Annotated in this window: 14 protein-coding genes; 6 read left to right on the top strand and 8 right to left on the bottom strand. The window is 72.8% G+C overall.

Annotation, left to right across the window (positions count from 1 at the left end; all coding sequences use genetic code 11):
* The first annotated feature begins 121 nt into the window (after positions 1-121).
* Entirely contained in the window at positions 122-3,385 is a 3,264-nt protein-coding gene (locus tag BAY60_RS24000; protein WP_112283279.1) for a family 78 glycoside hydrolase catalytic domain, read from the top strand.
* On the opposite strand, the gene BAY60_RS24005 is transcribed toward BAY60_RS24000, so the two are convergent.
* Genes BAY60_RS24005 through BAY60_RS24015 form a run of 3 tightly spaced genes read right to left on the bottom strand, consistent with a single transcriptional unit; the run spans position 3,366 to position 5,207 of the window.
* Positions 3,366-4,256, bottom strand: a complete 891-nt coding sequence (locus BAY60_RS24005) for a phosphotransferase family protein (protein WP_112283280.1) — start codon at positions 4,254-4,256, stop codon at positions 3,366-3,368. The genes BAY60_RS24000 and BAY60_RS24005 overlap by 20 nt on opposite strands.
* A 4-nt stretch (positions 4,257-4,260) precedes the next feature.
* Positions 4,261-4,611: an MmcQ/YjbR family DNA-binding protein gene (locus BAY60_RS37285; protein ID WP_112283281.1), complete on the bottom strand. Its 351-nt coding sequence runs from the start codon at positions 4,609-4,611 to the stop codon at positions 4,261-4,263.
* Positions 4,612-4,661: 50 nt separating this feature from the next.
* Positions 4,662-5,207, bottom strand: coding sequence for a dihydrofolate reductase family protein (locus tag BAY60_RS24015; protein ID WP_112283282.1), 546 nt, complete (start codon positions 5,205-5,207; stop codon positions 4,662-4,664).
* A gap of 152 nt (positions 5,208-5,359) precedes the next feature.
* Between BAY60_RS24015 and BAY60_RS24020 the strand changes: the two genes are divergently transcribed.
* From BAY60_RS24020 to BAY60_RS24040, 5 genes are all read left to right on the top strand, one after another.
* Positions 5,360-5,965 (top strand): TetR/AcrR family transcriptional regulator, encoded by a 606-nt coding sequence (locus tag BAY60_RS24020; RefSeq protein WP_112283283.1) that lies wholly within the window; start codon positions 5,360-5,362, stop codon positions 5,963-5,965.
* Entirely contained in the window at positions 5,962-7,140 is a 1,179-nt protein-coding gene (locus tag BAY60_RS24025) for an NADH:flavin oxidoreductase (RefSeq protein ID WP_112283284.1), read from the top strand. The genes BAY60_RS24020 and BAY60_RS24025 overlap by 4 nt, the downstream gene beginning before the upstream one ends.
* A complete protein-coding gene (locus tag BAY60_RS24030; RefSeq protein WP_112283285.1) occupies positions 7,140-7,913 on the top strand; it encodes an SDR family oxidoreductase in 774 nt (257 codons plus the stop codon). The genes BAY60_RS24025 and BAY60_RS24030 overlap by 1 nt, the downstream gene beginning before the upstream one ends.
* 70 nt (positions 7,914-7,983) lie before the next feature.
* Complete coding sequence (locus BAY60_RS37600; protein WP_211330434.1) at positions 7,984-8,931, top strand: hypothetical protein; 948 nt, start codon at positions 7,984-7,986, stop codon at positions 8,929-8,931.
* Between the two features lie 108 nt (positions 8,932-9,039).
* Positions 9,040-10,155 (top strand): NDMA-dependent alcohol dehydrogenase, encoded by a 1,116-nt coding sequence (locus BAY60_RS24040; protein WP_112283286.1) that lies wholly within the window; start codon positions 9,040-9,042, stop codon positions 10,153-10,155.
* A gap of 15 nt (positions 10,156-10,170) precedes the next feature.
* On the opposite strand, the gene BAY60_RS24045 is transcribed toward BAY60_RS24040, so the two are convergent.
* From BAY60_RS24045 to BAY60_RS24065, 5 genes are read right to left on the bottom strand one after another with little or no spacing between them, the layout of a single operon-like run.
* Positions 10,171-12,024 carry a bifunctional sugar phosphate isomerase/epimerase/4-hydroxyphenylpyruvate dioxygenase family protein gene (locus BAY60_RS24045; RefSeq protein WP_112283287.1) on the bottom strand — a complete coding sequence of 618 codons (1,854 nt, stop codon included), beginning with the start codon at positions 12,022-12,024 and terminating at the stop codon, positions 10,171-10,173.
* A gap of 35 nt (positions 12,025-12,059) precedes the next feature.
* A complete protein-coding gene (locus BAY60_RS24050) occupies positions 12,060-13,079 on the bottom strand; it encodes a DctP family TRAP transporter solute-binding subunit (protein ID WP_112283288.1) in 1,020 nt (339 codons plus the stop codon).
* Positions 13,080-13,109: 30 nt separating this feature from the next.
* Positions 13,110-14,384, bottom strand: a complete 1,275-nt coding sequence (locus BAY60_RS24055; protein ID WP_112283289.1) for a TRAP transporter large permease — start codon at positions 14,382-14,384, stop codon at positions 13,110-13,112.
* On the bottom strand, positions 14,381-14,920 hold the full coding sequence (locus BAY60_RS24060; RefSeq protein ID WP_112283290.1) for a TRAP transporter small permease: 540 nt from the start codon (positions 14,918-14,920) through the stop codon (positions 14,381-14,383). Before BAY60_RS24060 ends, BAY60_RS24055 begins: the two co-directional genes overlap by 4 nt.
* Positions 14,913-15,914 (bottom strand): zinc-dependent alcohol dehydrogenase, encoded by a 1,002-nt coding sequence (locus tag BAY60_RS24065; protein WP_112283291.1) that lies wholly within the window; start codon positions 15,912-15,914, stop codon positions 14,913-14,915. The genes BAY60_RS24060 and BAY60_RS24065 overlap by 8 nt, the downstream gene beginning before the upstream one ends.
* Positions 15,915-16,013 lie beyond the last annotated feature (99 nt).

Raw genomic sequence — 16,013 nt, forward strand, 5'->3', positions numbered from 1 at the left:
GTCGCCGAGTCTCCGGCCACCGCCGGCGGGCTCGGATCGCGTGACCGATATCGGTCAGCAGGCCCTTTTCGGCGTCGGCGGCCATTAAAGTCTCGCCCGCGAACCGGCCAAGGGAGGCAACGTGGGTGGCGGTGTCGGCAGACGGAGATTCCTGCAGGGTTCGGCGGTGGGCGTGGGCGCGGGAGTCGCTGCCCTGGCACTGCCCTCGGTGGCCACGGCGGACGAGGCGGTGACAACGGCAGGCCCCCCGGGAGGGCTGCGGGTCGATCGCACCACTGTGGAGTACGCCGAGACCCTGCTCGGCACCGACGTCGCCAGGCCGCGCCTTTCCTGGGTGCTCTCCGCCGAGGGGCACGGCGCCCGGCAGAGCGAGTACCAGCTCCAGGTGGCCACCGATCCACGTGACCTCGGCACGGCACGCGCGGTCTGGGACTCCGGGCGCGTCGAGTCCGCGCGGTCGGTCGGCGTCGAGTACGACGGCCCGGCGCTGCGCCCGCGCACGCGCTACCACTGGCGGGTACGGGTGTGGGACGGCCACGGCCGGGTCTCGCCGTGGAGCACCGCGCGCTGGTGGGAGACCGCGCTGCTCGGCGACCCGTGGCAGGCGGACTGGATCGGCGCGCCCGAGCAGCCCGCGCCGCCGGGTTTCGGCGCCGCGTCGTGGATCTGGTCCCCCGGTTCGACCACCAGCGGCGCACCCGCGGGCCCGCGTTGGTTCCGGGCCGCGCTCGACCTGCCACCGGGCTCCGCCGTCGCGAGCGCCAGGGTGGTGGCCACCGCCGACGACGACTTCACCCTCCACCTCGACGGCACGCAGGTACTGCACGCACCACAGCAGGTGGACGGCTGGCGGACCGGGCACACCGCCGACGTCACCGCGCAGGTGCGCGCGGCGGGTGAGCGCGTCGTGCTCGCCGCGCTGGCGACCAACCGGGGCAACGTCGCGATCAACCCCGGCGGCCTGCTGGTGCGGCTGATCGTGGAGCTGGCGGGAGGCCAGACCCGAGAACTGGTCACCGGCACCGGCTGGCGCGTCAGCGAGCAGGAGGAGCCAGGCTGGACCGAGCCCGGCTTCGACGACACCGCCTGGGCCGACGCGGTGGTCCTCGCCCCCTACGGTCAGGGCCCGTGGGGCGACGGTGTCAGCGTCGCCGTGCCGGAGAGCCCGGCACCGCTGCTGCGCCGCGAGTTCACCGTGGCCAAGCCGGTGGCCAGGGCCCGGCTCTACGTCAGCGGGCTCGCCTACTACGAGGCCGAGCTCAACGGCACGCGCGTGGGCGACGCGGTGCTCGACCCTGGCTTCACCGACTACGACCGCACCGTGCTCTATGCGGTGCACGACGTCACCGGCCTGCTGCGCGGCGGCGCCAACGCGCTCGGCGTCACCCTGGGCCGCGGCTTCTACGGCATGACCACACCCAACGTGTGGAACTGGCACCGGCCGACCTGGCACGGGCAGCCGCGCCTGCTGGCGCAGCTCGAGATCGACCACCCGGACGGCACCCGCACCACGATCGGCTCGGACCGGCGCTGGCGGATGACCGAGGGGCCCACGCTGTCCAACTCGCAGTACGCGGGCGAGACCTACGACGCCCGGCTCGCGCCGCGAGGCTGGACCGAGACCGGCTTCGACGACAGCGGGTGGCGGGAGCCGGTGGCGCTGCCCGCACCCGCCGGTGAGCTGCGCGCCCAGCAGCACGAGCCGATCACGGTGATCGACACGGTGCGCCCGGTGTCGGTCACCGAGCAGCGGCCCGGGGTCTACGTGGTGGACATGGGCCGCACCATGGCCGGCTGGACACGGCTGACCGTGCGGGCACCCGCGGGCACCCGGGTGGCGCTCAAGCACGGTGAGCGCCTGCGTGGCGACGGCAGCGTGCTCGCCGAGACCGGCCACGTCCCCGGCCGGTTCCAGACCGACGAGTACCTCTGCGCGGGCGGGCGCACCGAGCACTGGGAACCGAAGTTCTCCTACAAGGGTTTCCGCTACGTCGAGATCACCGGCCTGCCCGCGGCGCCGCGCGAGGGCGACGTCCTCGGCAGGCTGGTGCACAACGCCGTGCGGGCCACCGGAAGCTTCCGCTGCTCCGAGCCGTTCTACGAGCGGCTGGAGGCGGCCATGCGGCGCACGGTGCTGAACAACCTGCACGGTATCCCCACCGACACGCCGATGTACGAGAAGAACGGCTGGACCGGCGACGCGCAGGTCGGCGCGCCGACGATGCTGTACGCGCTGGGCATGGAGCGGTTCTTCGGCAAGTGGATCGGCGACCTCACCGACAGCCAGAACGAGCCCGGTCAGCTGCCGGTGATCGTGCCGAGCGGCGGCTGGGGCTACGCCGAGCTGGCGCCGTCGCCGGAGTGGACCACGGTGTATCCGTTCCTGCTGCGTGAGATGTACCGGGTGTACGGCGACGACCGGCTCGCCGCCGAGCACTGGCGGCCGCTGGTGCGCTACCTCGACTGGGAGATCGGGCCGCTGCGCGACGGTCTCGCCGTGACCGCGCTCGGCGACTACCTGCCGCCGGGCTACGGCGGAGTGCCGCCGGAGGACACCCGGCTCACCGCCACCGCCTACCTGTACCGCGCGCTGCTCGGCACCGCGGAGCTCGGCGAGCTGCTGGGACACGCCGGGACGGCGGCACGGTACCGCTCGGTCGCCGCGGACCTGCGCACGGCGTTCAACGAGACGTTCCTCGGCCCCGAGGGTCACTACCGCACGGCGAGGGACCCCGACTACCGGCAGACCTCCAACGCCGTGCCCCTGGCATTCGGCATGGTCCCGCAGGGCGCGGAGGCGTCCGTGGTGGCGAGCCTGGTGGCCGACATCTCCGCCCGCGGCAACCATCTCAACACGGGTTGCCTCGGGACGAGCGTGCTGCTGCGGGTGCTCAGCGCCCACGGCCACGCCGACGTCGCGCACGCCATCGCCCGCCAGCGCAGCTACCCGAGCTGGGGCTACTGGTTCGACAACGGCGCCGACACGATGTGGGAGATGTGGCACCTGGACTCCCGTTCCCGCGACCACTACTTCCAGGGCACGGTCGTGCAGTGGTTGTACGAGAACGTGGCCGGGCTGCGTCCCGGCGACGCGGGCTACGAACGGTTCACGGTGCGGCCGGACACCACGGCCACGCTGGCGTGGGCGCACACCTCGATCGACACCGTGCGCGGGCAGGCGGCCGCCGGCTGGTCGCGGGTCGGTGACGGCCTCCGGCTGACGGTCCGGGTGCCGGTCGGGTCGACCGCCGAGGTCCACGTGCCCGCGGCGAGCGGGCAGGCCGTGTCCGCCCCGCCCGCGGCCCGGTTCGTGCGCGCGGAGCAGGGCTTCGTCGTGTACCACGCGGGATCCGGCGAGTGGACGTTCACCAGCACTCGCCTGTGACGCCCCGGCCGCGGGCGGCCATGAGGTCCCGCAGCCACCGGCGACCCTCCTGAGCGAACCGAGGGTCGCCGTGCTCGGCGGCCCAGACGACGGTGCTGAGGCCGAGGAAAGCGGCGCAGGACTCGAACTCCAGCCAGTCGTCGTCGGTGGGCACCCGGCCGTAACCGGCGAGGAAGGCATCGGCGAGCGCGGGAGCGCCGGGCCTGACCCGCAACCACAGGGAGGCGAGGTCCCAGATCCAGGGCCGCCGCGCCGCGTTGCCGAAGTCGATGAGGGACAGACCGCCGTGCTCGTCGGCGAGCCAGTTGCGCGGCTGGTTGTCGAGATGGCACGGCACGGTGGTCACCGGCGGGCGCGCGGCCAGTGCGGCGACCCGGGCACGGGCGAACGCGATTTCCTCGCCGGTCAGCAGGCTCTCCGCCCGTGCGGCGTAGCGCTCCAGGCGCCTGGCGAGGTCACCGGCGAAGGCGGCGTCGGCCCGCGGCGTGGCGCCGTCGTGCAGCCGGCGGGTCAGCGCCCCGGCCTGCCGGTGGACCTCCGGCTCACGCTCGGCCGGCGTGCCCTCGACCGGCCTGCCCGGCAGCCTGCTCAGCACGAGCAGGCGCAGGTCGTCGTGGGCGGAGTGCAGGGCAGGCGCGGCGGCGCCGAGCGCGGGTACCCACTCGACGTACGCCGTGAGCTCCTGCCGGTACTTCTTCTCCCGCCGCGCGTGCTTGGCGATCCACCGCACGCCACGAGGCCCCGCCAGCTCGAGGACGACAGCCTCGCCGTGGCTCGCCGACCGGTCGGCCACCAGCTCCGCGTGGCCCAGCACCCGCGCGCACCGGTCCAGCAGGACACCGGGGGCCGGGCTGCGCCCGTCCGGGACCACCGCGCTACCGGGCCCCGGCGAAGGGATGTGCTTCGACCAGTTCCTCCGGCGCCGAAAGGCGCCACGCCTCGTAGACCAGCTCGGCCAGCTCGTCGGCGTCGATCCTCGGCAGGTGCACGACCACCCAGCCGAACCCGCCCGCGGTGAACTGGACCTCGAACACGTCCGGCCGCTCGGCCACGAGCGCCAGCTGCTCGGAGAGCGTCTGCTTGAGCCCGGCGGTGCTCGTGCGTGGCCAGTGGTAGCCGAACCGCGCGCCGCGGACCCGGAACGACGTGTAGTCCCTCGCCCGTGCGTGCTCGACCTCGGCGAGCTCGTCCACCATGCGCAGGAACCGGCTGTCGGGCACACCCATGCCGCTGATTCTTCCGCAGGCGGGCGGCGAAGGTAACCGGCCGGTCCGGTTCAGCCGACCACCCGCAGCCGGACGTTGCTCGCCAGCGCCGCCTCGGTCAGGCTGAGCCGTTCCAGCTTCACCATGGCGCCCCCGGGCTGGTCGAACAGGCGCACGCCGTCGCCGAGCAGCACCGGCGCGATGCAGACGAAGATCTCGTCCAGCATCCCCGCGGCCAGGCACTGCCGGGCGACGTCGGCTCCGATGATGTTGACGTAGCGCTCCCCCGCCGCGGCCTTCGCCTCGGCGACTGCGCTGTCCAGGTCACCCACGAACCGCACGCCCGGCACCGGCTCCGCGGGCGGCACATGGGTGAGCACGAACTGCGGGCCCTCCCAGCCGCCGCCGAACGCCTTGCCCTCGCGCTCGACATCGCCCCGGTGCGGGTCGTCGCCACGGAAGCTGCGGTTGCCGACCAGTATCGCGCCGATCTCGCCGATCAACTCCTCCACGGCCGGGTTGGGACCGAGGAACTCGGTCAGCCACGACATGTCCCCGCCGGGACCCGCGATGAATCCGTCCAGCGACATCGTCGCCGAGTACAGCAGTCTCGCCACGTGCGTTCTCCTCACTCTCCACCGGACACCGGGTTCGGTCCGGACAGACCAGCGGGAGCCGGGAAACTCATCGCCGCCTCCGGTGCCCGCGCTGTCCATCAGTGATTGAACTGTTGCTTGAATCAACGACTGTGATGTGGTCTGCTGGGCGGATGGCGGACCAGGCGACGGAGCCGGTGACCACCGGCTCGACGAGGCAGCGGCTGCTGACGGTGGCCGAGCGGCTCCTGCTGGATGCCGGCTACGACCACGTCTCGGTGCGGGCCATCAACGCGGCGGCAGGCGCCAACCCGGCCGCCGTGCACTACCACTTCGGCTCCAAGGACGCGCTCGTCGCCGCACTGCTGGAGGAGCGCCTGGCTCCCGTCTGGCAGGACGAGCTGCGCCGGCTGGAGCAACGCAGGCGCGGCGGCTGGGTGCCGACCGTCGCGGAGCTGGCCGACGTGGTGCTCACCCCCCTGGCGGACCTGGCCGCCGACCCGGTTGGTGCGCTGCGGCTGCACCTGCTCGCTCGCGTCGTGCTGTCCGGAAGGCGCCTCGACTGGACCTCCCGCTGGTTCAGCCTCGCGCCGTGGATCGACCTGCTCCACCTGGCCCGGCCGGACCTGAGCGAGCGGCAGGCCGCGCACCGCTGGGCGCTGGCGTTCCAGCTGCTGCTGCTGCACTTCGGCAGCCCGTTCGGCGGCACCGAGCACCGCCCCGGCGTACCGACCGAGTCGCTGCGGGCGTTCGTGGTGGCGGGGCTGGACGCGCCGTGACCGGGCCGGACGTCTTCGCGCCCGCCCAGCTCGGCCCTGTGCGGCTGCGCAACCGCGTCATCAAGGCGGCCACCTTCGAGGGGCGCACCCCGCAGGCACTGGTGACCGACGAGCTGATCGAGTACCACCTGCGTCCGGCCCGCGGCGGCGTCGGCATGACGACCGTCGCCTACTGCGCGGTGTCGCCGGAGGGCCGCACCGACCGCCACCAGCTGTGGATGCGACCTGAGGCCGTGCCCGGGCTGCGCAGGCTCACCGACGCCGTACACGCCGAAGGGTGCGCGGCCAGTGCCCAGCTGGGCCACGCGGGACCCGTGGCCAATGCCGCCTCCACCGGGCTGCCCGCGCTCGCCCCCGTCCGGATGCCGAGCCCGCTGGGCCTCCGGATGGTGCGCGCCGCGACCGCCGAGGACCTCGCCCGGATCGTGCGCGCGCACGCCGACGCGGCGCGGATCGCCGCCGAGTCCGGTTTCGACGCCGTCGAGATCCACTTCGGACACAACTACCTCGCCAGCGCGTTTCTCAGCCCGCTGCTGAACCGGCGCAGGGACCGCTATGGCGGCAGCCTCGCCAACCGGGCCCGGCTCGCGCGGGACATCGCACGGGCGGTCCGCGACGCCGTGGGCGGCAGGCTCGCCGTGCTGGCCAAGTTGAACATGGACGACGGCGTGCCGGGTGGGTTGTGGCTCGACGAGAGCCTCCAGGTGGCGCGGTGGCTGGAGGCCGACGGCAGCGTCGACGCGCTCGAGCTGACCGCGGGCAGCTCGCTGCTCAACCCCATGTACCTGTTCACCGGCGACGCGCCGGTCCGCGAGTTCGCCGCGGCGTTCCCGCAGCCCGTGCGGGCCGGTATCCGCCTGGCGGGACGCCGGTTCCTGCGCGAGTACCCGTACCGGGAGGCCTACCTGCTCGACCGCGCGCGGCAGTTCCGGGCCGAGCTGCGGCTTCCGCTGGTGCTGCTCGGTGGCATCACGAACCGGCGGACCATGGACCTCGCGATGGCCGACGGCTTCGCGTTCGTCGCGCTCGCCCGCGCGCTGCTGCGGGAGCCCGGCCTGCTCCACCGGCTGCGTGCCGACCCCGACGCGCGGTCGCTCTGCGTGCACTGCAACCGATGCATGCCCACCATCTACCGCGGCACGCGCTGCGTGCTCACGGCCGAGGAGAGCCACTGATGTCGACGACGGTCGTCACCGGCAGCACGTCCGGCATCGGCGCCGCGACCCGCGCGGCCCTGCGCGAGGCCGGGCACGCCGTCGTCGGCGTCGATCTGAGCGGTGCCGACGTCACCGCCGACCTGAGCACGGCCGAGGGCAGGCAGCGGGCGGTGGACGCGGTGCTCGACCGCTGCTCGGGCAGGCTCGACGGGCTGGTCGCCTGCGCCGGCCTCGGCCCGCACGTCGACGACCCCGCCCGCATCGTCGCGGTGAACTACCTCGGTGCGGTCGATCTGCTCGACGGGTTGTTCCCCGCGCTGCGCGCGGGCAGCGGCCCCGCGGCCGTCGCCGTGTCCTCGGTCGCGGCGGCGCACCTGACCTGGGAGACGAACCCGATCGCGGCAGCCGTGGACAGCGGTGACTTCTCCGGTGTCGAGAAGGCGGTGGCGTCCGCGGGCGAGTACCGGGGCCAGTTCGCCTACGCGGCGGCGAAGAACGCGCTGACGGTGGCCGTGCGGCGCCGCGCGGTGGAGTGGGGCGCCGCGGGGGTGCGGCTCAACACGGTCGCGCCCGGTGCCGTGGACACCCCGTTGCTCCGGGCGGGTGAAGACGATCCGCGGTACGGCGCGAGCATCCGCGGCTTCACCGCCCCGCTCGGCCGCCACGGCCGGCCGGACGAGATCGCCTCCCTCATCGTCTACCTGCTGGGACCGCACGCGGGATTCGTGCACGGCGCCCAGTTCGTCATCGACGGCGGCGCCGACGCGGCCCTGCGGCCCCACGCCGTCTGAACTGGGGAACGTAACGCCGGACCCGGCTCACCGACTGTCGTCGCAGACCCGCACGGCGGCAGGAGAGTGCGTGATGGAGAACTCGTCGGCAGGGCTGTTCCTGCTCGCGGCAGAGACGACCGTCGCGGTCACCCGCGAGGAGCACCACCAGCAGGTGCTCGCCCGCTACCCGGTCGCGGAGGGCGGTCAACGGCACGTCGCGGTGGAGCTCGGCTGGTGCGTCATCGGTGCGGGCAGGTATCGCGGCGAGTACGCCGTGGAGGTGCGGCTCGACGGCGTGCGGGTCGGCGAGCTGACCTACGCGATGTCGCAGCGTTACGGGCCGCTGATCGGCCAGGTGACCGAGCAGGGCGGCAGGCCGGGGTGCGAGGCGCTGATCCGGCGTGGCGGCAAGGGTCTCGAGATGGTGCTGCGCCTGCCCCGCCGGACCGAGGGCACCGCGGTGTTTCCCGCCGCCGGGGCCGGAGCCGCGGCAGCGACCACCCCGATGCCCGCGGTGGCGTCCGACCCGCCGTCCCGCGGCGGGTTCCGCTGGAAGCGTCCCTTGTGGATCGCGGCCGCGGTCGCCGGCGCGTTCCTCGTCATCGCTGCCATCAGCAGCATCCTCGACCCGGCCACGCCGACCTCGGGTGACCCGGGCTCGCTCACCACCACCGCGGCTGCGCCGACGACGACCGTCGCGAGCACTCCCCCGTCACCCGAGGCCGCTCCTCCGCCACCGGAGACGAAACCACCCGCGCCCCCGGTCACGAAGCCGCCCGCGCCGAAGCCGCCTCCGGCTCCGCAGCCACCACCCCGCCCCCAGCCCGAGCCTGCGCCGGAGCCGGAGCCCGCGCCGCCCCCACCCGCACCCGAATGCGACCCGAACTACACCGGCTGCGTGCCCGTGGCCAGCGACGTCGACTGCGCGGGCGGCAGCGGCAACGGCCCTGCCTACGTGAGCGGGCCGGTGCGCGTCGTCGGCAGCGACGTCTACGACCTGGACCGGGACGGCGACGGCATCGCCTGCGACTCCTGAGCGGGCCGAGCCGGCGCCGGCCCTGGCGCGGAAATAGAACACGTTCTATTATGCGCGGAGCGGCTCCCCAACGGTGGGGTGTCCGGCCTGCCTTGGAGGTGGACAACGATGCGAACCCGCGCCGCGGCGCTGCTGGAGCAGCCGGGCAAGTGGCAGATCGTCGACGTGGACCTGGACGAACCGTCGGCGAACGAGGTGCTCGTCCGGTTCGTCGCGGCGGGGCTGTGCCACTCCGACGACCACGCGGCCACGGGCGACATGCCGGTCGGCAGGCTGCCGCTCATCGGCGGCCACGAGGGCGCCGGTGTCGTCGAGAAGGTGGGCCCCGGGGTGCGCTCGCTGGCGGTCGGCGACCGGGTGGTCGCCCAGTTCGTGCCGTCGTGCGGCCGGTGCCTGCCCTGCGCGTCGGGCCGCGGGAACCTGTGTGACCTCGGCATGTACGCGCTGGCCGGGTCGATGGCCGACGGCACCTACCGCGCGCACCACGACGGCGCCGACGTCGGTCAGATGACCATGGTCGGCACGTTCGCCGAGCACGCCGTCGTCTCCGAGTTCTCGCTGACCAAGATCGGTGACGACATCCCGTTCCACGTCGCCGCCCTGCTCTCCTGCGGCGTGCCCACCGGCTGGGGCTCCGCGGAGTACGGCGCCGAGGTGGAGGCCGGGCACACCGTGATCGTGATGGGCACCGGCGGCGTCGGCATGAACGCCGTGCAGGCGGCGGCCGCGCGGGGGGCCTCGTACGTCATCGCGGTCGATCCCGCGCCGTTCAAGCGCGAGATGGCCACGACCTTCGGCGCGACGCACACCTTCGCCGACATCGACGAGGCCGCCGAGTTCGCCCGTTCGGTCACCGGAGGGCAGGGCGCCAACTCGGTGGTGGTCGCCGTCGGCGTGACCACCAGCGAGCACGTCGCCAAGGCCGTCGACGCGATCGGCAAGTTCGGCACCGTGGTGGTCACCGGCATCGGCGACATCAAGGACGAGGGCCTGCCCATCAACCTGTGGATGCTGTCGATGATGCAGAAGCGCATCCAGGGCGTCATCTTCGGCATGGGAACGCCGTCGTTCGAGATCAGCAGGCTCGCCGACCTGTACCGGTCCGGCAGGCTCAAGCTGGACGAGCTGGTCACCAAGACCTACCGGCTGGAGGAGGTCAACCAGGCCTACGCGGACATGCACGCCGGCAGCAACGTCCGGGGCGTGATCCTGCACGACACCTGACGCCCGGGCCCGGCGTCAGCGGCGAGCGGCGCGGTGTGCCGCCATCCGGACCGGGGCGTTGGGCACCCCGTACCCCGCGTAGCCGCCGTGGCGCTGCACGATCTCGAAGAACACGCGGTCGCCGAGCACCTCGGTGTGGCAATGGAAGAGCTCGCCGTGCTCGTCGCGGTCGTAGAGCACGTGGCACTCCCGCAGGGCCGCCAGCAGTGCGGGGTCGAGGTCAAGGCGCGCGTCCAGGTCGTCGTAGTAGTTGTCCGGAATGGACAGCAGCGGCGCTCCCCTGGCCCGCATCGCCCGTGCGCAGGCGAAGATGTCCCCGGTCGCGAGCGCCACGTGCTGCGGGTCGGGGACACCCGGCGCCCAGCTGCCCCGGCGCAACACGGCGCCGTGCAGCGCGATCCGCACCCGGCCGCGCGGGTCGGTCACCGCCCGGTTGCGGACGAGCCCGAACGGCGCGGCGGACTCGCTGTCGTGCCGGGGATCGAGGCCGAGCACGGCACGGTAGAACAGGGTCGCCTCGTCGAAGTGATCGAACGGCTGGGCCAGTGCCACGTGGTCGATGTGCGTGAGCCCGGCAGGGGTGGACGGCACGGTGCCGGTGAGGATGAAGTCGCCGAGCCAGCCCTGCTCGCCAGCGCCCGTGCGGCAGAAGAACACGGCCGTGCCGTCGGGCGCGCTCACGGCACTGAGGTCTGCCTCGGCAGGCCCTGTGGTGCGCGGCAGCCGGGGCGCGAGCAATGCCTCGGCCCGCTGCGCGGAGCGTTCCGGGTCGGCGCTCTCCACGGCGACGGCGCTCACCGCCGTGGCCCGCTCCGCGCCGGCGTTGAGCAGGATCCGCGCCTGACCCTGCTGCCACAGCTGGACGGGTTTGGAGCGGTGCTCGCCGATGTGGGCAAAGCCCAGCGCGGCCAGCGCCCGCGCCACCTGGTGCCCGGACTCGCCGTCCACCGCCAGTTCGGTGAACGCGAGCCCGGCCAGCTCCGGCGCCGGTGGTGGCGGCGAGGCGAGCGCGGCCCGGGCGCGGCTCGTCACCGCGGGCCGCGTGGCGAGCGACTCCTCGAGCGCCACGAGCGAACGCATGGCGTCCACGGCGGCGCGATCCGGCGCCGACTGCCGGAACACGTCGTTGAACACCTCCAGCGACAGTGGCCCGCGATACCCGGCGTCGAGCACGGCGGCCGTGAACGCGGTGAGGTCGAACGCGCCCTGCCCGGGAAACAGCCGGTGGTGCCTGCTCCACTGCAGCACGTCCATGTTGAGGTGGGGAGCGTCGGCGAGCTGCAGGAAGAACAGCTTCTCCCCCGGGATCGCCGCGATCCGTGCCGGGTCGGCGCCGCCCGTGCCGCTGTCCCAGCGGGACAGGATGTGGAAGCTGTCCAGGCACAGCCCCAGCGCTGGATGGTCACCGCGCCGGACGATCTCCCACGAGTGCTCCCACGTGTCGACGAACCGGCCCCACGCCAGCGCCTCGTAGGCGATGCGCAACCCGCGCCTTCCCGCCCGCTCTGCCAGCGTGTGCAGCTGCTCGGCGGCCAGGTCGTCGTCGTCCACGGTCTCCGGCGAGACCGACGAGCACACCAGCATCGTGGCCGTGCCCAGGCGCTCCATGACGTCGAACTTGCGCTCGGCGCGGCGCAGGTTGCGCGCCAGGGTCTGCGGTCCGACCGCCTCGAAGTCGCGGAACGGCTGGTACAGCTCGATCGCAAGGCCGAGGTCCGCGCAGTGCTCGCGGATGCGCTCCGGCGACCGTGGCGAGGCGATGAGGTCGTTCTCGAAGATCTCCACGCCGTCGAACCCGGCGGCGGCCGCCGCGTCGAGCTTGTCCTCCAGCGTGCCCGAAAGGCACACCGTGGCGATCGACCGCCGCATCCGCCTCACCTCCTCGTGTCCGGCCCGCTCACCGCTCATTTCGCCGACTGGCGGATCTGCTCGTAGGCCTCCCGCTGCTCGCCGGAGAGCGTGCGGGTGAAGTAGTCCTCGGCCCGCCGGGCGAACGCCTGCCGGTCGACGTCCTCGACGACGGTCATCCCGCCGTTGCGCTTCCACTCGTCGAGGACCTTCCGCTCCTCCTGCTCGATGCACGTCCGGTTCTTCGCCCTCGTCTCGTGCACGGCCTTCTGCAGCGCGTCCTGCTGCTGCCGGGAGAGCTTGCGCCAGCTGCCCTCGTTGACCACGATCAGCTGCGAGCCCGTCTGGTGACCGGAGAGGCTTACGTGGCTCTGCACCTCGTCGAAGCTCTGCTCGGCGATCGTCGGAATCGGGTTCTCCTGACCGTCGATGATGCCCTGCTGCAGCGCGACGTAGACCTCCTCGAACGCGACGGCGGTGGCGTTGGCACCGACGGCCTTGGCGTTGGCCAGATAGACCGGCGAGTCGGGGTAGCGCATGCGCAGACCCTGGAGATCGGCGGGCTCGCGGATCGGCTTGTTGGCCGTGAAGTGGCGCATGCCGAAGAACCACACGTCCAGAATGCGCGTGCCGGTCTTGCGCGCGAAGCCGTCCTTGAGCCTGTCCGCCGCGGCGCTGTCGAAGAACTCGAACAGCTGGTCCGGCCCTTCGAAAGCGTAGGCCATGTCGAGCACGCCGATCGGCGCGTAGGTCGACGCCAGTGCCGACGAGCCCTGCACGTCAAGGTCGACGTCGCCGGACATCACCGAGGTGAACCGCTCGGCGTCCTCGCCGAGCTGGCTGTTGGGGAACGTCTCGATGGTGACGCCGTTGTCCATGCCGTTGATGGTCTCGGCGACGGCCTGGATGCCACACCGGGTGTGCGGATGCTGGTCGGTGTAGCTGTTGGCGAACGACAGCGTCACGGTGCCGTCGCCGCCGTCGTCGTCGCCGCCGCCCATGGCCGTGCAGCCTGCGGCGAGCACCAGCGCCACCGGCGCCAGGGCGAATCGTGCGAGGGATTTCCGAGTCGGCATCGTTGCCTCCTGTTGGTTACCGACGGGGGTCTAGAGGCCGAGCACACCGGGCAGGAACGTGACGACCGACGGCACGAACGTCACCAGCAGCAGCACGGCCAGCAGCGGGACGAGGAACGGCACGGTGCCGCGGAACACCTCGTGCACCGGCAGGCCCGTGACGGGGCTGAGCACGTAGAGCACGGCTCCGATCGGCGGGGTGAGCAGGCCGATCATGAGGTTGATGATCGCGATGACACCGAAGTGCAGCGGGTCCACACCGAACTCGACGGCGATCGGCAGCAGGATCGGCACCGTGATCACCAGCACCGAGGTGCCCTCCATCACCGCGCCGAGGATGATCAGTAGTACGTTCACCAGCAGCAGGAACACCACCTGGCTGTCGGTGAATCCGAGCATCGCCCCGGCCACGGCACGGGGAACCTGCTCCCTGGCGAGGATCCAGGCCAGCAGTCCGGACGCGCCGAGGATCAGGGTGATGGAGGCCGTGGTGGCGGCGGTGTCCCGCAGGATGCCCCCGAGGTCGCGCAGCCGGACGGTGCGGTAGGCGAAGCCGAGCAGGAGCACGTAGGCGGCCCCCACCGCCGCGGCCTCGGTCGGAGTGAACACGCCGCCGAGAATGCCGCCGAGGATGATCACCGGGGTGAGCAGCGGCCCGGCGACGCGGACGGCCGCCGTGCGCAGCAGGGCCCAGTCGAACGGCTGGGACTCCAGTCCGGACTGCCTGCGGGCCCACAGGAACACCACGATCGCCAGCGAGGTGGCCATGAGGAACGCGGGAACGACGGAGGCCGCGAACAGCGCGCCCGTGGACACGGCGGCGATCGAGGCGTAGATCACCGCCGGGATGCTCGGCGGCATGACCGGGCCGATGAGGCTGGACGCCGCGGTGACGCCCACGGAGAACCGCGTGGAGTATCCGTTGCGGACCATCGCGGGGACCTCCACCTTGCCCAGCCCGGCGGCGTCGGCCAGCGCCGACCCGCTCATCCACGAGAAGCCGAGGCTCACGCCGATGTTGACGTAGCCGAGGCTGCCCTTGATGCGCCCGATCACCGACAGCGCGAAGTCGAAGAGCCGGTCGGCGATGCCCGCGTGGTTGGCGACGACGCCGACGAGGACGAACAGCGGCACCGCCAGCAACGGGAAGCTGTCGATCGCGCCGGTGACCTCCCGCATGCTCAGGCCGAACGAGTGGCCCTCCATCGTGACGTAGGTCAGGCAGGGTCCCAGCAGCGCGAAGGCCACGGGAACCCGCAGGGCCAGCAGCGCGACGATGGCACCGGCCAGCAGCGCCATGCTCATGCGGTCCGCTCCTTTCCGGTCGCCCGCGGCCGGAACACGGCCACGACCGAGCGCACGGTCGTCAGCAGCAGCCCGGCGAGGGGGATCACGTAGAAGTAGCCGACGGGCAGGCCGAGCGCGGGCGTGGTCTGGCTCGTCTGCTCGAGCACGAGCCCGAACGCCTCGTAGGCCAGGTTCAGGCACACGATCGCCACCATGACGTCGGCGAAGACGGCGACGGTCCGGCGCAGCGGCCTGCTGGGCGCGTAGTCGATGACCTTCAGCGTGACGTGCTCGTCACGGCCCATGAGGTAGCCGGCCATCGCGAACGTCATCCACACGAGACCGAACCGCGCGAGCTCGCCGGTCCACACCCAGCCTCCGCCGGGCAGGTACCGCTGCCCGGCCTGGACGAGCATCAGTGCGAAGATGACCGTGAGCAGCAGCCCGCCCACGGCGGCCTCCGTCCGCGACACCCAGCGCAGCGCCGCGTCCACGACGCCCGCGCGCGGGTGCGGCGTGGTCTTCCGCCCGGTTGCCGGTGCCGGATCAGCCATCGCGATCCTCCTGCCAGGCCGACAGATCGATCCACGACTTGCCGGGCACGGCTCTTGCCTTGGCGAACGCGTCGGCGGCCTCGTCCGGGCGCACGCCGCGCTGGAGCACCTGCGCGGGATCCAGCTCGTCACCGGTGACGGCGGCGAGGGTGTCGGCGAAGTCGGTCGGGTGGTCGTAGATGAGCGAGCCGCGGATCACCAGCTGCCTCCTCGCGAGGTCCATCGTGGACGTCGACACCGGCGCGCCGTTCATGCCGATGACCACGACGGTGCCCGCGGCGGCCACGGCACGCAGCGCCAGCTGCCACGTGGCGGGCACGCCCGCGGTGTCGAACACCACCGGGAAGCCGTGTGCGTCGCCGGGGTCGATGCGCTTCGCGCCGATGCGCTCGGCGAGCGCGAGCCTGCCCTCCAGTGGTTCCACCACGTACGGCCGCGCGTCGCCTGCCAGCAGCGCCACGCAGAGCAGCAGACCCTGCGAGCCCGCACCCACCACCAGGCACTCGTCGCCTGCTCTCACCCCGGCCCGCCGCACGGCCGCTCTGGCGACGGCCAGCGGCTCGACGCACGCGAGCGTCGTGTCCGGTGTGGACTCGGGAACCGGCCAGGTGAAGCGGGCGGGCACAGCGACCCGTTCGGCGAGCAGGCCGGGCAGGTTCATGCCGACGACGCCGCGTTCGGCGCACGCCGAGGTCACACCCTCCCGGCACCAGCGGCAACGGAAACAGCTGTAGTTGGGCTCGATGACGACCCGCTGCCCGGCGACCCGGTCGGTGACGCCGTCGCCCGTCGCGACGATCTGGCCGCCGCCCTCGTGGCCCATCACCCACGGCAGCTCGGGCACGGCGCGGTGTCCTTCGTAGACGCCCAGGTCCGACCCGCACAGGCCGACGGCGCGCATGCCGACGACCACCTCGCCGGGACGCGGTCGCGGCTCCGGCCAGTCGTCGACAAGCTCCACCCGGTGCGGCCGCGTCAGGACGATCGCCCTCATCAACCCGTATCCCTCTCGACAGTGAGTCGGCGAAAGAACCGCCTGGTGGCAGCGGTGTTCCGCCGCAAGCGCAGCCGACCCTAAGTCGGCCGCAACACC

It is taken from the genome of Prauserella muralis (assembly GCF_003202285.1).
In the GTDB taxonomy this organism is placed as follows: Bacteria; Actinomycetota; Actinomycetes; order Mycobacteriales; family Pseudonocardiaceae; genus Prauserella_B; species Prauserella_B muralis.

Bases quoted from the DNA above. Each gene is read 5' to 3' on its own strand.
- BAY60_RS24065 (WP_112283291.1), bottom strand. From the start codon at position 15,914: ATGAGGGCGATCGTCCTGACGCGGCCGCACCGGGTGGAGCTTGTCGAC.
- BAY60_RS24055 (WP_112283289.1), bottom strand. From the start codon at position 14,384: ATGAGCATGGCGCTGCTGGCCGGTGCCATCGTCGCGCTGCTGGCCCTG.
- BAY60_RS24030 (WP_112283285.1), top strand. From the start codon at position 7,140: ATGTCGACGACGGTCGTCACCGGCAGCACGTCCGGCATCGGCGCCGCG.
- BAY60_RS24045 (WP_112283287.1), bottom strand. From the start codon at position 12,024: ATGCGGCGGTCGATCGCCACGGTGTGCCTTTCGGGCACGCTGGAGGAC.
- BAY60_RS24050 (WP_112283288.1), bottom strand. From the start codon at position 13,079: ATGCCGACTCGGAAATCCCTCGCACGATTCGCCCTGGCGCCGGTGGCG.
- BAY60_RS24060 (WP_112283290.1), bottom strand. From the start codon at position 14,920: ATGGCTGATCCGGCACCGGCAACCGGGCGGAAGACCACGCCGCACCCG.
- BAY60_RS37285 (WP_112283281.1), bottom strand. From the start codon at position 4,611: ATGGGTGTGCCCGACAGCCGGTTCCTGCGCATGGTGGACGAGCTCGCC.
- BAY60_RS24020 (WP_112283283.1), top strand. From the start codon at position 5,360: ATGGCGGACCAGGCGACGGAGCCGGTGACCACCGGCTCGACGAGGCAG.
- BAY60_RS24040 (WP_112283286.1), top strand. From the start codon at position 9,040: ATGCGAACCCGCGCCGCGGCGCTGCTGGAGCAGCCGGGCAAGTGGCAG.